At 62.4% G+C, this 15,071-nt stretch carries 13 protein-coding genes; 6 read left to right on the forward strand and 7 right to left on the reverse strand.

Annotation, left to right across the window (positions count from 1 at the left end; all coding sequences use genetic code 11):
• Positions 1 to 21 precede the first annotated feature (21 nt).
• Positions 22 to 1,461, forward strand: coding sequence for an aminoacyl-histidine dipeptidase (locus HOLFODRAFT_RS0206990; RefSeq protein WP_005035705.1), 1,440 nt, complete (start codon positions 22 to 24; stop codon positions 1,459 to 1,461).
• A gap of 64 nt (positions 1,462 to 1,525) precedes the next feature.
• Here HOLFODRAFT_RS0206990 and HOLFODRAFT_RS0206995 read toward each other — a convergent pair whose 3' ends face one another.
• From HOLFODRAFT_RS0206995 to HOLFODRAFT_RS19855, 4 genes are all read right to left on the reverse strand, one after another.
• Complete coding sequence (locus HOLFODRAFT_RS0206995) at positions 1,526 to 1,825, reverse strand: hypothetical protein (RefSeq protein WP_005035704.1); 300 nt, start codon at positions 1,823 to 1,825, stop codon at positions 1,526 to 1,528.
• Positions 1,826 to 1,903: 78 nt separating this feature from the next.
• The gene (locus HOLFODRAFT_RS0207000; protein ID WP_005035702.1) at positions 1,904 to 2,737 is read right to left on the reverse strand and encodes a DAPG hydrolase family protein; all 834 of its coding nucleotides are present in this window, start codon (positions 2,735 to 2,737) and stop codon (positions 1,904 to 1,906) included.
• A 33-nt stretch (positions 2,738 to 2,770) separates the two neighbouring features.
• Complete coding sequence (locus HOLFODRAFT_RS0207005; protein WP_005035700.1) at positions 2,771 to 4,480, reverse strand: FAD-dependent oxidoreductase; 1,710 nt, start codon at positions 4,478 to 4,480, stop codon at positions 2,771 to 2,773.
• A 34-nt stretch (positions 4,481 to 4,514) separates the two neighbouring features.
• Positions 4,515 to 4,796 carry a 4Fe-4S dicluster domain-containing protein gene (locus HOLFODRAFT_RS19855; RefSeq protein WP_005035699.1) on the reverse strand — a complete coding sequence of 94 codons (282 nt, stop codon included), beginning with the start codon at positions 4,794 to 4,796 and terminating at the stop codon, positions 4,515 to 4,517.
• 387 nt (positions 4,797 to 5,183) lie between these two features.
• Here HOLFODRAFT_RS19855 and HOLFODRAFT_RS0207015 point away from each other — a divergent pair, with 387 nt between their 5' ends.
• The 3 genes from HOLFODRAFT_RS0207015 (at position 5,184) to HOLFODRAFT_RS19860 (ending at position 8,402) form a co-directional block, all read left to right on the forward strand.
• Positions 5,184 to 6,086 (forward strand): YoaK family protein, encoded by a 903-nt coding sequence (locus HOLFODRAFT_RS0207015; RefSeq protein ID WP_005035698.1) that lies wholly within the window; start codon positions 5,184 to 5,186, stop codon positions 6,084 to 6,086.
• Between the two features lie 22 nt (positions 6,087 to 6,108).
• Positions 6,109 to 6,819: a helix-turn-helix domain-containing protein gene (locus HOLFODRAFT_RS0207020; protein WP_005035696.1), complete on the forward strand. Its 711-nt coding sequence runs from the start codon at positions 6,109 to 6,111 to the stop codon at positions 6,817 to 6,819.
• A 74-nt stretch (positions 6,820 to 6,893) separates the two neighbouring features.
• The gene (locus HOLFODRAFT_RS19860; protein ID WP_043485788.1) at positions 6,894 to 8,402 is read left to right on the forward strand and encodes a sigma-54-dependent transcriptional regulator; all 1,509 of its coding nucleotides are present in this window, start codon (positions 6,894 to 6,896) and stop codon (positions 8,400 to 8,402) included.
• A gap of 4 nt (positions 8,403 to 8,406) precedes the next feature.
• On the opposite strand, the gene HOLFODRAFT_RS0207030 is transcribed toward HOLFODRAFT_RS19860, so the two are convergent.
• Positions 8,407 to 9,342, reverse strand: coding sequence for a YihY/virulence factor BrkB family protein (locus tag HOLFODRAFT_RS0207030; protein ID WP_158412928.1), 936 nt, complete (start codon positions 9,340 to 9,342; stop codon positions 8,407 to 8,409).
• Positions 9,343 to 9,344: 2 nt separating this feature from the next.
• A complete protein-coding gene (locus HOLFODRAFT_RS0207035) occupies positions 9,345 to 9,545 on the reverse strand; it encodes a hypothetical protein (protein ID WP_005035685.1) in 201 nt (66 codons plus the stop codon).
• A gap of 211 nt (positions 9,546 to 9,756) precedes the next feature.
• Between HOLFODRAFT_RS0207035 and HOLFODRAFT_RS0207040 the strand changes: the two genes are divergently transcribed.
• Positions 9,757 to 11,049, forward strand: a complete 1,293-nt coding sequence (locus HOLFODRAFT_RS0207040; protein ID WP_005035683.1) for an MFS transporter — start codon at positions 9,757 to 9,759, stop codon at positions 11,047 to 11,049.
• Between the two features lie 249 nt (positions 11,050 to 11,298).
• A complete protein-coding gene (locus tag HOLFODRAFT_RS0207045; protein ID WP_005035681.1) occupies positions 11,299 to 12,582 on the forward strand; it encodes an MFS transporter in 1,284 nt (427 codons plus the stop codon).
• A gap of 56 nt (positions 12,583 to 12,638) precedes the next feature.
• Here the strand turns inward: HOLFODRAFT_RS0207045 and HOLFODRAFT_RS22770 are convergent, their stop codons facing one another.
• Positions 12,639 to 14,999 (reverse strand): hybrid sensor histidine kinase/response regulator, encoded by a 2,361-nt coding sequence (locus HOLFODRAFT_RS22770; protein ID WP_005035679.1) that lies wholly within the window; start codon positions 14,997 to 14,999, stop codon positions 12,639 to 12,641.
• Between the last annotated feature and the right edge of the window lie 72 nt (positions 15,000 to 15,071).

Consider the following 15,071-nt stretch of genomic DNA (forward strand, 5'->3'; position numbering starts at 1 on the left):
TCTTGATTCTGGAGGCATGTCATGAACAGCATGGAACCCAAGCTCCTATGGAACTACTTCATGGAGCTTTCCAAGATCCCCCGAGGCTCCAAGCAGGAACAGGCTGCGGCCCAGTGGGTGGCAGACCAGGGCAAGGCCCTGGGGTGCGAGGTGCTGCGGGACCCCGTCGGGAACGTGATCATCAAAAGGCAGGCGACGCCCGGCAGGGAAGCTCGCCCCGCCATCTGCCTCCAGGCCCATGTGGACATGGTCTGCGAAAAGAACGAAGGCACTCCGCACGACTTTCTGAAGGACCCCATCCCGGTCTATCGGGATGGGGATCTGCTGAAGGCCCGAGGCACCACCCTGGGGGCAGATAATGGCATCGGCGTGGCCACCGCCTTGGCAGTGCTGGCCTCCACCGATATCCCCCACGGCCCCATCGAGGTCCTGGTGACCATCGACGAGGAAACGGGCATGACCGGGGCCGAAAACGTCCAGGCCGGGATATTGAAAGCCAAGTATCTGCTGAACCTCGACAGCGAGGAGGAGGGCTACCTCACCATCGGCTGCGCCGGGGGCATCGATACCATCGCCACCCGCAAGGTGGCCTGGGGGGCGCCGAAGGCTGGCAACAAGGGCTACCGCCTCAAGGTCTCGGGCCTCAAGGGTGGCCACAGCGGCATCGATATCGCAAACCACCGCGGCAACGCCATCCGCTTCCTGGCCCGCACCCTCTACCACCTCCAGCAGCACTTCGAAGTGGGCATCGCCCACGTCCAGGGGGGAAACAAGCGCAACGCCATCCCCCGGGAGGCCTTCGCCCTCCTGGCCCTGGACCCCGCCCAGGATGCGGCCATCAGAACCGCCGTGGCGCATGTGGAAGCCGAAAGTCGCCTGGCCATCGGGGCCTATGATCCCGGCCTCGCCATCACCCTGGAAGCGGTGGAATTGCCCGGACAGGTCATGTCTTCCTCCGATGCCCAGACGGTGGTGAACACCCTCTTCACCATGGTCCACGGCGTCATCGCCATGAGCCCGGACATCCCCGGACTGGTGCAGACCTCCACCAACCTGGGCGTCCTGGAGACCAAGGATGGCGCGGTGACCTTCTGCATGCTCCACCGGTCTTCCATCGACGCCTCCAAGATGACCGTGGTGGACCGGGTTTCCGCCCACTGCGCCCTCGGCGGCTTCGAGGCCCGGCACCTGGGCGGCTACCCAGGCTGGAAGCCCGAGCCCGACAGCGATCTGGTGAAGCTGGTAAAGGCCGTCCACCAGGAGATGACGGGCAAGGAGATGAAGGTCGTAGCCATCCATGCGGGCCTAGAGTGCGGCATCATCGGCGAGAAATACCCCGGCATGGAGATGGCTTCCATCGGCCCCGACATGTGGGACGTCCACACCCCCGACGAGAAGGTGAGCATCTCCTCCGTGGGGCGATTCTGGGAGCTGCTGAAGGGGATCCTGACGAAGATGTAGCCTACACCTCCGAAAAAAGCAGAGGCCCGGATGAGTCCGGGCCTCTGCTTTTTTCGGAGAGGAATCAGATCCGGGTTCCGGTGAAGGTGGCCGGTCCGAACATGGAATTGACATCACCACTGATGGTGTCGCCTTCCACCTTGCCGGAGAGCTCCAGCTTCAGATCGCCATAAGGGCTCTTCGGACACAGGGAGAAGGTGAAGGTGTTCCCCGACACCTTGCCGTCCAGCACAGGGGCGACGCCCTCGAGATCCGAAGCGCTGCTGCCGGTCAGGACCTCGCCTTCAACCTTGAGGGTGAGGGTTGCGGGCTGATCACCCACCGGAGTCTTCGACACGATCTTATAAGTTCCATCTACAGACATAGCGTTTCTCCTTGAAAGCGGGCGACAGTGGCGAGACAAGCTCGGAAAACCCATCACTGGGTCATTGTGTAGGAGCCCTTAGAACGTGCCGCCGTGCTCCGCGTAGATCTGGGGCAGGAAGGACTTCAGGTTGGCGAATTCCTTGACGTTGTGCTTGGCCAGGCACATGGGCACGAAGGGGGGGAGCTTCACGCCGCCGGGCAGGCAGTGGACGGGCTTGGCGTTCACAAACTTCTTGCCCATCCAGAAACGGGTGCGCTGCTCCAGACCACCAGGAACTTCCCGGAAGAAGTGGACCATGGCCGCCGCACCCTTGAAGTTGGGGGCGCCCAGGGGCGGGTTGATCATCTGGGAGACGCCGAAGCCGCCGCAGGCGCAGGCCACGTTGGGGGAGTGGAAGCGGCTCATGTCGAAGCCCATATCCTCGGGGGCGAGGAAGTTGATAAAGATGTTCTCCGTGGGACCGTCACAGGCCTCCACCACGTGATGGGTCATGCCCCAGAGCTTGTGGTCGATGTCCGTGGCGGGATCCAGGGCGCGCTTGCGATCCTCCTCCGAGACGGAGATGGCGAAGTGGCCCTTGGGGAACCAGATCTTGTAGCGGAGATTGTCGCCCAGGGCATGCCAGGCGAACCACCACTTGATCATGTCCACCGTGGCACCGGGCCACTGGGTGAGGTTGGCGATGAAGCCGGAGCCGTCGGGCATGACGCACCAGCCAGCCTCGCAGTCCAGGTAGCCGGGGTTGAGCAGATCGTTCATGCGCTCAATGGGCAGGGCCAGGGCAGGATCGATGGGACGATCCATCTTGGCCATGGCCTCGGGATCGAAGGGTGCGATCTCTTTGTAGAAATACTTGGCATACGGCTGAGCCTTTTCGGCTTCCGTCAGTTTGAAGCGTTCAAGAAACATTTAGAATCCTCCAGATTGGATCGTCGGTTGGTCTCAGAAACCCTCGGGCCGGAACTTGAACTTCTCGATGGGAACGCGCTCGTAGTTGACAGCGATCTTGCCGTTGTCGTTCTTGAGATCGATCCACTTCAGCCAGTTCTGGTTGTCCGTCTCGGGGAAGTCCTCGCGCACGTGCCAACCGCGAGTCTCCTTGCGCTCCATGGCGGCCGTGAAGTAGAGTTCGGCGCAAAGGGCCATGTTCTTCAGATCGTGCCAGAGGCCCAGGAGGTGGAAGTCGTTGTAGAGGGCGATCTGGCCCATGTTCTCCTGCACCCAGTGGATCTTGTCCAAGGCCTCGTCCATGCGGTCGAAGTGCTTGCGCACGGAGAAGCGGGGGGGAGCCACCACTTCCTTGATGCAGTGGATGCGATCCCGCACCTCGTAACCCTTTTCCACCTTCAGGGGGGCGAAGATCGCCTCCTTGAACTTGGCGACCTGCTCAACATTGATCTCGGGTTCGGGCAGGGTCTTGGTGGTGGCAGCCACATCCTCGTGGCACCAGATGGCCGTCACGGAGGCGTAGGAGAGACCCGAACCGCGCTGGCGGCTGGGGGAGGGCACGGCGCCAGCCCAGCCGGAACCGGCGCGGGAGGTATCACCGATGGCCCAGAGGCCTTCCAGATTGGTCTTCATGTTGCCGTTGGTCTTGACGGCCCCGAACTCACCGATGAAGAGGGGGTGGACGATGGGCTTCCAGCGGTGGTCGACGGTGTACTTGTTCTCCTTGTCCATCTCCTTGTGGTGGAAGATGTCGGCCCAGGGGCGGACCCAGCGGAAGAGGAAGCCGCCAACGCCCAGGGGGTTGTCGTTGAAGAACTCGGTCTCCTCCCAGACGATGGGACCGCGCCCTTCCATGACTTCCTTCTCCATGCCCAGGAAGATGCCAATGTTGAAGTCGCACTCGTGGGGCTTGGTGTAGCCCAGGTCAGCCAGACGCTGTCCCTTGCTGTTGTAGAGGGAGTGCTGGGAGCCCACCTGAACACCGTTACCGCCGGGAAGGCCGACATTGTAGAAGTTGGAGAACTCGGCGTTGCGCATCTCGGCGCCAGCGCGCCAGGCGGCGGCGATTCCGTCGCCACGGGCGGAGGTCCACATGTGCATCACGTTCCAGCAGCAAGAGCCCGTGGCAAGCACAGTGGACTTGGCCTTGAAGATCTGATACTCGCCCGTGACGATGTTGAAACCCACGGCACCCACGACCTTCTCGCCCTGGGTCAGGAGTTCCACAGTCTGGACTTTGTTCACGAACTTGATGCCCAGCTTCTTGGCGACATCCACCATCTTGAATAGAAGGTCGAGGTCGACAGCGGTAAGGCACCAGTATGGCAATCCGGCGGCGCGGGAGAGGCTGCCGTCGGCTTCGCGCATGGTCTGGATGCCCCAGCGCTCGTAGTCCTTGACCACCGTGCGGGTCGTCACGGCGTATTTGCGGAGAAGATCCTGTTCATTCAGGTACTTGCCGCTGTCTTCGACATTGAATTTCACGTAGGCATCGAGATCGTCGCTCTCGTCCACCACCTGCAGCACCCCGGCGCCCTTATTGGCCTTGCCAGCGGTGCCGGTGGTGGCCTTCTCGGCGATGAGGACATCCAGGCTGGGGTCCGTCTCCTTGATCTTGATGGCGGCATGGAGGCCGGCAATGCCGCCGCCCAGCACCAGCACATCACTGCTATAAACTGTGCCCAAATCAGTTACGTTCGTCATTATCGTCTGTCTCCTTGTTTACGTTTTTGAGAGATCACTTTTCCACGTAGGACAGGGGATATTCCTCTTTCGGGTAAGGCTCGGGCATCCGCCAGGGGTTGCGGGGGATAACCTCGATGCACTTCACCGGACAGACGATCTCGCACCAGTTGCAGGTGGCACACTCTTCCGGGTACTTGGGGAAGGGCCGCTTGGACTTCTCGTCCCACCGAATCACGTCAACGTGACAGGTGTTGTAGCACTTCTTGCAGCCCACGCACTTTTCGAGATCAATCTTGATCACGTGCGCGGTGTAGTTACTGAAGAACCTTGTCATTTAGGTACCTCCCGTTCAATGGCCTGGTCTGGACCGGCCGGGTTTCAGCAAGGTTGCGCGATTTGGCAATCCAACCCGCAGTATTGATAAACAAAAAGTAATAAAGGACAGATCACACCGCGTTCTGCCTATTCCAGATGACCCAGAAACAGACAGCTGAGGGTTTGGCCAGTATGGAATTGTGTGCGGCACAGGGGGCCGGGGTTCTGAGTGGGGAACCAGCTAATAGTGATAACTGGTATTTTCAAATGAGGTAAATCGAATGTTTCGCTCACGGCAACAACCCCGGTCTATTGGCCACCAAATGTTGCACTCACTTGTGATAATCGAGCTATCGAAACACTGATCGGCCTTGCTAAGATCGGACATAAGGAAATCAGCGTAACCATGAGCAGCAGAACAGTCACTTTCCTCCGGATCGTCCAGCGCCGCTTGACCCAGATACTCCAGGGGAATCTTGATATCGAGCATCTCCAGAAGGGAACGCAGCGTTTCCTGGGCAGGCTCATGGATCTAATCCCCCTGGACGCAGATCTGCTGATGGGGGGCGCGGGGGCCGCCCGTGCCAAGTTCCTGAATCGTCAATTGGCCACCTCCCTGGCCTTCGTGGCGGGCGCAGTCAATGCCGGCGGATTCCTCGCGGTGCAGACCTACACCTCCCACGTCTCGGGAACCCTCTCCAGGATCGGAGACGAGCTGGCCCTCGGCCATAAAGCCCTGGCCATGGGGGCGGCGGCCACCGTGGCCTGCTTCTGTGCGGGAGCCATATGCGCCTCCCTTCTCATCAGCTACGGGAAGCGCCATCGCTACCAGAGCCATTACGCCCTCAGCCTCATGATCGAGGCCGTCCTGCTGATGATCTTCGGACTCATGGGGTACAAGCTGCAGGCCACTCAGCGCTTCTTCCTGCCCAGCACGGTAGTCCTCCTGTCCTTCATCATGGGCATGCACAACTCCGTGGTGACCACCATCTCCAGCGCCGAAGTCCGCACCACCCACATGACCGGCATCGTCACCGACCTCGGCATCGAGCTCGGGCGGGCCCTCTATATCGATGTGACCAAGAATCGCCGTGTGGAGCGGGTCAAGGCCAACTGGGACAAGCTCAAACTGCACTCCCTGATCCTGGTCAGCTTCTTCGGGGGCGGACTGCTCGGTGCCATCGGCTTCAAGCACATCGGCTTCAAGACCACTCTCATCCTGGCTGCATTCCTGGCCTTCCTGGCCATCCGCCCCATCTTCTATGATCTGAGGGTGAGATGGCGGCTGATGCGCCACCCCGTGGACTGATTCTCGACCTGCAGGAGCCCCCTTGATCCCGCTGGAAGCCCTTCCAGGTTTTGCATCCTGGGGCCGTAATCTGGAAGTGCTGCTGGCCCGACCCGAGCCCATCTGGGTCTATGGGATCGCCGGCGCCGGAGTCAGTCACGCGATCCGCGAGCTTGCCCTTCGCCGGGGGACACCCTTCATGGATGACGCCGACCAGGCGTCCCCAGCCATGCTGGAGACATGGCTCAAGGCCCATCCAGGAGGCGTCCTGGGGGCCCATCGCGGACCGGAGGACCCGGCTCCCCCCCCCGCCATCCATCGTTGCCTGCCACTTCGGCTCTGGACGGTGGACGAGGCGCCGGACGCCCTTCCCTCCTGCCTGGAGGCTCTTGCGAGGGAACTGGAGGTGGCGCTCCCCCTGCCCCCGGCACTAGGCCGCCTCCCCTGCCCGGGCAATCTGCTGGAACTGCACAACCGGGTGCTCCGCTGGAAGCTCCTTGGGCAAGCACCAGAAGGGGATCCCCCCCTCCAGCTGCCCATGGAAACGGATTGCATGGCCACCAATCTCCATGCCCTGGAACGCATGCTGCTGCACCGGGCCCTTCGGCGGAGCTATGGAAACCGTGCCGAATCCGCAAGGCGGCTGGGGGTAAGCCGCCGCCAGCTCTACCTCCTGATCGACCGCCACGGCGATCCTGTTCGCGGATCGCTGCCCGTCGCCCCGCCCCTCAAGCGCCTGAAAAAGAGAGAGTGACGGTCTGAAGACCAAAACTCCAGTAACCTGAAGGGTCACCGATATAGGCTCCAAGGCCCCTCCTGGAAGCAACAATGGCTAACCCTCTCAGAGTGCTCGTAGTGGATGATGACCCCGGAATGAGGGATGGCATGGCCCTCAGCCTCAAGCGGGCAGGGTTCGTCTGCGAGCAGGCAAGGTCCGGCGAGGACGCCCTCCGCATGACTCGCCCGGGTGCCTTCGATGCCGTCATCACCGACCTGAGAATGACCGGGATGGATGGTCTCCAGCTGACAGCCCGCCTCAAGGCCCTGGATCCGGGCCTGCCGGTCCTCCTGGTCACCGCCTTCGGAAGCCTGGACACCGCCCGGGAAGCCATGCGCCTGGGGGCCTTCGACTACCTCTCCAAGCCATTCAGCCCGGACGAACTGGTGCAGGCCGTCAAGAAGGCCATCCGCAGCGAGGAGCGCCTCAGGGCCGAAGAGCCCGCGGACGCCCCAGTGATCCTCACCCAGGATCCAGTCCTGGCGGAAACCCTCATCCTGGCCCGCCGGGCCGCCGACAGCCGTGCCACCATCCTGATACAGGCCGAAAGCGGCACTGGCAAGGAACTGCTGGCCAAGCTCATCCACACCGCCAGTCCGCGTCGCAAGGGTCCCTTCGTCGCCATCAACTGCGCCGCCATCCCCGAGACCCTTCTGGAGTCGGAACTCTTCGGATTCGAGAAGGGGGCCTTCACCGGTGCCAACACGGCCAAGCCGGGCCGTTTTGAAGCGGCGGAAGGCGGTACCCTGGTGCTGGACGAAATCGGAGAGCTGCCGCTGCCGGTCCAGGGAAAGCTGCTCCGCGCCCTCCAGGAACGCACCGTGGATCGCCTCGGAGGCACCCGCCCCATCCCGGTGGATGTGCGGGTCATCGCCCTCACCAACCGGGACTTGGCCACCGAGGTCAAGGAGGGACGCTTCCGCGAAGATCTCTATTACCGCCTCAATGTGATCCCCCTTCGGCTCCCCCCCCTGCGGGAGCGCAGCAGCGACCTGACCCTCCTGGCGGCCCACTTCGCGGAACGCTATTCGAGGGAAAACGACCGTCCGACCCCCCAGCTCTCCCCCAGTTTCCTGGTGGCCCTGGCCCGCCATCCCTGGCCCGGCAATATCCGGGAATTGGAAAACGCGATCCAGCGTTCGGTCGTGCTGAACCATGGACAGATGCTGACGGAGAAGGACCTCCGCTGGCTTCTGGCTCCAGAGCAACTGGAGAACCTCCCCGAGGATCCGCCGGAACCCCTGCCTGCGGCACAAGAGCAGCTGGCGGCACCCCAGAGTTCCAGGGAGTCCTCCCACCCCTCCGGCGTCCAGACCGCAGATCCCTCGATCCCCCTGAAGAACGCCCCCCTCGGGGCCATGGTGGCCCTCCCCCTGGGGCTCTCCCTGCCGGAGCTGGAGCGATTCTGGCTGCTCAGCACCCTGGCGGCCCTGGACGGCAACCGGACCCATTGCGCCCAGCAGCTCGACATCGCCCTCAGGACGGTACGCAACAAGATCAACGAATACAGGGCCCAGGGCTTCGAGATTCCTGAAAGCCAGCGGGGGCGGGAAGACTAGTGGTCTAGAGCCGTTGCTGCCTCAATTCGTCCGGCACCCTGACATTCATGGTGGTGTCGTGGCGGTAGAAGGCGGCGGTCACCTCGGCACCCAGCAGAAAGATGCAGCAGCTGTAGTAGAGGAACACCAGGCCAGCCATCAGGCTCCCCAGGGTTCCGTAGAGAATGCCCCAGGTGGGCGTGTGGGCCAGATACCACCCGAAACCCCACTTGGCCGCCCACCAGAACACCATGGTCACCAGGCCTCCCAGCAGGGCGTGACGGAAACGGACATGGCGACGTGGCAGGTGCTGTAGCACCTGGGTCCCCACGATCAACACCAGGAGCGGAGGCAGGATCGTGAACATGGGCACCGGGGAGAATGGCGCCTGACGACGCAAGGTCCACTCGAAACCAGCGGTCAGGAGCATCGTCAGGAAGAGCAGTCCCCCGACTACGATGGCCAGTCGACGCAGGACGTGGTATTGCCGTGTCTGGCGGTGGACCTTGAAGCGCAGGCCGAAGATATGACAGAGGGAACGGTCCAGCTGATTGATCCCCCAGTGGGCGCCGATGATGAGGACCAGCCAACCCAGGCCCCAGCTCTCCATCTGCCGACTCTGCCTCACCGCGTCCCCCAGGACATTCCCGGGAAGGTAGGGATAGATCTGGCCGATGGCCCGCTGCATGGTCTGGCTGTAGGCCTGGTTCCCCAGCACCAGCGCCATGAGCTTGAAGAATAGGGTGGCCAGGGGAAGGGCCGAAATGGTCAGGAAGAAGCTGATGCCCGCCGCATAGGTGAGACAGTCATCGTGGTGGTATTTCCGCAGGACTTCCCACACGAAACGAAGTCCCCTCGCCAAGGCGGGCAAGGTGGATTCAGTCCGGCGCCAAGTCCTGCGGAGTTCCACGAGAACCCGGGACCAGAGCTCCCGGATCAGGGCCACCCCTTCCTGAAGCACGGTCAGAACCGGATCGGATTACGGGGGAAGAGGTACATCAGCCAGGCGAGGACAAGTCCGATCCCCACCAAGCCGGCCACATGCTTGATGACGCTCACCCGGGTGCGCTCGGGCCGGGCCGTCGGTGTGAGCATACCGAGCACCAGCCCGATGCCGAGACCCATAACCAGGAAGTGGATGACGTGGCTGCCCAGAAAACGCATGGCTTGAGCCTAGCAGGCCTGTTCAGCATTTGCACCCATAATATGATTGAATCATGCAGCAATCAAATCATTCGATTATGACATCAGTCACATTCATCTTTCAGCATCGCTTTCCATATTGAAGAGGCCCCTTCAACCCCTTTACGCTATCTAACGACAAATCCGATTTAACCATCGAAATAATCAATGGATCCCTAAAGGAGAAGTCTTTATGACAGAACGCGTATACCCGGGCTACCGCTGGTTTGTCCTTTTCGTACTGCTCTTTGCCACCGTGGCCCAGGGTGTCGTCCTCATCTGGCCCGCCCCCCTGCTTGAGCAGATCGCCAAGCACTACAGCGTGGACCTGGGCGCCGCCACCGGTGCCCTCATGGTGGCCTTCACCATCTTCGTCACCGTGGGGGCCATCGTCGGCGGCATCTGCTGTGACAAGTTCGGCTGGGTCCCCACCCTGATCGTCAGCGTCACGCTCTTGGCGGTATCCACCATCCTGGTGCCCCTCTTCGGCAACGGCTTCGGCACCCTGGTGCTGGCCCGCATCATCGAGGGCGCCGGTGCCGGTCCTATCATGGCTTCCGTGGGCGCCGTGAGCGTCCAGTGGTTCCCCCACAAGGAGCGGGCCATCGTCACGGGGATCCAGGGCATGGGTGTCTCCCTGGGCATCGCCCTGGGCTTCGCCTTCGTCCCCATGGCCTTCGTGAAGACCGGCTCCTTCCTGGCAGCCGCTTCCTGGATGTCCATCTTCCCCATCGTCGGTGTGCTCTTCCTGGTGGTCGTCGCCCTGGGCAAGAAGCCTCCCGTCTTTTCCGACGCGGAAATCTCCGGGGAGGGCGACCCCGTCAACACGGACCAGGATTTCAAGATCGCCGCCAAGCTCCCCGTCTTCTATGTCGGCATCCTCTGCATCTTCTTCCTGAGCTGGGTCATGCAGGCCTTCAATGACCTGACACCCGTCTACCTCGCCGCCCAGGCCCCCCTCGGCGCCGGACACGGGGTGGAAGTGGCCGGCAAGTTCATGGCCCTGGTGCAGGTCTCCTTCATGGTCGGCTCCGTCGCCAGCGGCTTCCTGCTGGAGAAGGTCTTCCGGGAGAGCAACAAGACCGTGATCGCCATCGGTTTCCTGGGCGCAGCCATCTTCGCCCTTTCGGTCCGCTTCCCCTTCGTCAACGGGAACCTCAAGATCCTTCCCATCTGCCTCTTCCTGGCGGGCTTCTTCCAGGGCTGGATCGTTCCCACCAGCCTGGCCTTCATCGCCATGCACTTCCCCAGCCACATCGTGGGCAAGATGACCGGCATCTGGATGGGTGTGGGCATCTTCGGCGGCACCGCGGGCGTCATCGCCGGCGCCAGCCTGCTCCACAAGACCGGCCTCTACCAGGCCTCCATTGTCGCCGTGGGGATCGTGGGCCTCGTCGGCTTCCTCTGCTCCCTCTTCCTGAACCCCCCTGCGGTGTTCAAGGGTGCTGAGAAGAAGGAACGGACCCTGGCCCTGGGCGGCCACTGATAGGAACCACCCCCAAGCACTTCCTCCTAGCCCCCCGGAAACCGGGGGGCTTTTTCTTGTGCGGACGAAGCCGAGAAAAAATCGACCATCGATAAGCCGCATACCAGACATCCCGTATTCCGATTAACGCGCACACGCCTCATCCCACTATGCTCATCCAGTTCCCATATGCCACCAGTAAGCAGCTTTCCGCATCACGGAAAGCACAGTCCCTCGTTGCGCCCACCCACCCCCTAAGGAGCGATCCGCATGTCAGATCAGACCTACCCCAGCTATCGTTGGTTCATTCTATTCGTGTTGCTTTTCGCGACCATCGCCCAGGGGGTTGTGCTCATCTGGCCCGCCCCCCTCCTGGAGCATGTGGCCAAACACTACGGCGTCGATCTGGGGGCAGCCACCGGGGCCCTTATGGTGGCCTTCACCATCTTCGTCACCATCGGCGCCATCGTCGGCGGCATCTGCTGCGACAAGTTCGGCTGGGTCCGGACGCTCCTAGTGAGTGTGACCCTCCTGGCCCTGGCCACCCTCGCCGTGCCCATGCTTGGCAAGGGCTTTGGCCCGCTAATCCTGGCCCGCATCCTGGAGGGCCTCGGTGCCGGTCCCATCATGGCCGCCGTGGGTGCCGTGTCCGTCGAATGGTTCCCCCACCATCAGCGGGGTACCGTTGCGGGTGTCCAAGGCATCGGCGTCTCTCTGGGCGTGGCCCTGGGCTTCGCCTTCGTGCCCATGGCCTTCGTGAAGACAGGATCCTTCCTGGCTGCCGCCTCCTGGATGTCCATCTTCCCCATCCTGGCCCTGGTGCTGCTGGTGGCCGTGGCCATGGGCCCCAAACCCCCGGTCTTCGTTTCCGAACAGACCGGCGAGCCCACCAACGCGGATGGCGATTTCAAGCTGGCCGCCAAGCTGCCGGTCTTCTACATCGGCATCCTCTGCGTCTTCTTCACCAGCTGGATCATGCAGGCATTCAATGACCTGACCCCGGTCTACCTCTCCGCCCAGGCTCCCCTGGGGGCTGGCCACGGTGTGCTCCTGGCGGGCAAGTTCATGGGCCTGGTCCAGCTCTCCCTGATGATCGGTTCCCTGCTCAGCGGCATCATCCTGGAAAAGCTCTTCCGGGAGAACACCAAAGCCGCCGTGGGCACCGCCTTCGTGCTCTTCGCCGTCTTCGCCTACCTGGTCAAGTCCCCAGCCATCGCCGGCAACCTGAAGGTCCTCCCCCTGGTGCTCTTCCTGGTCGGCTTCTTCGAAGGCTGGATCATCCCCAACTGCCTGGCCTTCATCTCCATGAACTTCCCCGCCCACATCGTCGGCAAGATGACCGGCATCTGGATGGGTCTGGGCATCTTCGGAGGCACTGCTGGCGTCATCGTCGGCTCAACCCTCTTGCACAAGACCGGGATGTACTACGCCTCGATCGTCGCGGTCGCCATCGTCGCCATCTGTGGCTTCCTGGTCTCCCTCTTCCTGACCCCTCCCCAGGAGTTCAGGAGCGCTGAGAAGGCCGAGCGCAAGCTGGCCCTGGGCGGCCACTGAGCGAGGAGGGTCCCCCAAAGGAAAAGCCCTCGACCGAGGGCTTTTCCTTTGTCACATCATCTGTCCGGTTCCCACAGAAGCGGGGCCGCCACTTCCCGGAAGGCGTGCAGTGCCTCGACCAGCTGTCGGTATAGCCCCTCCCACCCCTCGCATTCTTGGGACAGGAGACAGGATTCGAGGGCGTGGGCGGCTTCGGCGGCCTCCGCAAGGGAGAGCATCATGGCCCCGCCCTTGAAGTTGTGGGCATGCCGCATGGCTTCGGCCTGATTCCCCGCCGCCATGGCCCCAGGAATGGCCTCCAGCCCCTCTATTTCTCCGAGGAAGCCCCTGAGCATCTTCAACAGCAAGCCAGCGTTGCCTCCCAGGCGATCCAGGGCGGCGGGGGCATCCATAAGGGGAGCCAGGGGATCGAAGATGGCCGGATGAAGGAAAGGCCGTGAGGAGGAGGCCTTGAGATTGATCCAGCGGGTCAGGGTCCGGTGGAGGTGCTGGGCATCGACGGGCTTGGTCAGGTATTCGTTCATGCCCGCGGCCAGGCATCGCCAGCGACACTCAAGGTCAGCATGGGCGGTCATGGCGATGATGGGCAGCGTGGCCAGGGCCGGGTCCTTCCGGAGACGCCCCGTGACCTCCAGCCCATCCATGTCCGGCATTTCCACATCCATGAGCACCGCGGCATAGCGCTGCGGAAGGACCATCTGGAGGGCTTCCTGACCACTGGAAGCAATGTCCACCGCGGCCCCCATGTTCGAGAGGATGGCGGCCAGGAGCTCCTGGTTGATCGGATAGTCTTCCACCACCAGGATCCGGAGCCCTTCCAGGGAGGGGCACTCCTCGCGGGAAGAAACAGGGACCGGGATCCGTTCCGCGCCCTCAGCCAAGACAAGGCTGAAAGAGAAGCGGGTGCCCACCCCCGGACGGCTTTCCACCTGGATGGATCCGCCCATGAGATCCACGAGCCGCTTGCAGATGGAGAGCCCCAGCCCGGTCCCGCCGTAGCGCCGGGTGGTTGCGGCCTCTGCCTGGACGAAAGGGTCAAAGATTTGGTGGGTGAAGGATTCGGACATGCCAATACCCGTATCCGAAACCGAGAAGAAGGCTTTCCAGCGGCCATCTCCGAGCCTCTGGGCACCGACCTTCAGGCAGACAGCCCCTTCCTCTGTGAATTTCAATGCGTTGCCAATCAGATTGACAAGCACTTGGGTCAGGCGAAGGGGATCCCCCAGGAGGGCATTCGGCAGCCCCGGTGCCTTCTCCAGGCGAAGGGCCAGCCCCTTCGCCTGGGCCTGGGCCAGGAAAAGGTCCTCTATGGTTCCAAGTATCCCTGAGAGGTCCATGGGAATGGCCTCCAGCTCCAGCCGATCCGCCTCCAGTTTGGAGAGGTCCAGGACGTCGTTGAGGAGACCCATCAGCAGGCGGCCCGAGGATTCGATCTTGCGCACGTACTCCGATCCGGGAGCGGGAAGTTCTTGCTGTGCAGCAAGCTGGGCGAATCCAAGGATGGCGTTCATGGGTGTCCGGATCTCGTGGCTCATCCGGGCCAGGAAGTCGCTCTTGGCCTTCGCGGAGGCCTCGGCCACCTCCAGTTCCCGTTCCTGCTCCCTCCTGCGCTGGAGCTCTTCCGCCACCCGCTGGTGCACGATCTTGGCGGTGGCCAGATTGCACAGGGCCGCCACGAAGCGGAGGTCCTCTTCCGCAAAGCTCTTGCCACCCGTCTCGGCGTCAAAGTAGACGAGTCCCAGGACCTCCCCTTCGTATTCCAGCGGAACCGTCATGACCGTGAGGGTAAGTCCCCCGCCGGTCGTCGAGTCCTGAAGGAGCTGAGCCTCGCGGCGCTCCAAGACAGCCTGGATGGTTTTAGATGAAATATTTATATTACTATTTTCACCACGGGTCCCGAGGATTCTGAGTCCACTGCCGCTTTCCTTCAGGAGCACAGCACCTCTGGTGGCCCCCAGGTGGCCAAAGAGCCGATCCAGCAGCTCGTGCAGCAGCGCTTCCGCAGGGAGATCCTTGACAAGAAGCATGCTTATTTCATGCAATATACCCACCGCTCCCCGCCACCCCCCCATGCTTTCCACGGGCAGGGCCAGGGAGACCGTGGCTTCCATGACTGGCGGGGCCTCACTGCACACCTCCAGGCGGAGCGGGATGTGGGCAAGGCGCACCTCATCCTGGAGCCCGATGGAGACCGCGGAATGAATGCGCCCCCCGTTGACATGACAGCCATGCCGGGAACCGAGATCCTCCAGAAAGACCCCCGCCTCGGTCCAGAAGATCCTGGCGTGATGGCGCGAGATGGCAGAGTTCTCGATCACGATGTCCTGGTCCGGCGTGCGCCCGATACGATACTCGGGCCTCTCCCGCCCCAGGGGGATGGGCGCTAGATCCGGAAGATGGATGAGAAACTCGGGCATCAGCATCACCCTGACATCATGGCTAGGCTCGGGTGCAGAATACACCCACACCTTCTGACATGGAGGGGACAT

This window comes from Holophaga foetida DSM 6591, from assembly GCF_000242615.2.
Taxonomy (GTDB): domain Bacteria; phylum Acidobacteriota; class Holophagae; order Holophagales; family Holophagaceae; genus Holophaga; species Holophaga foetida.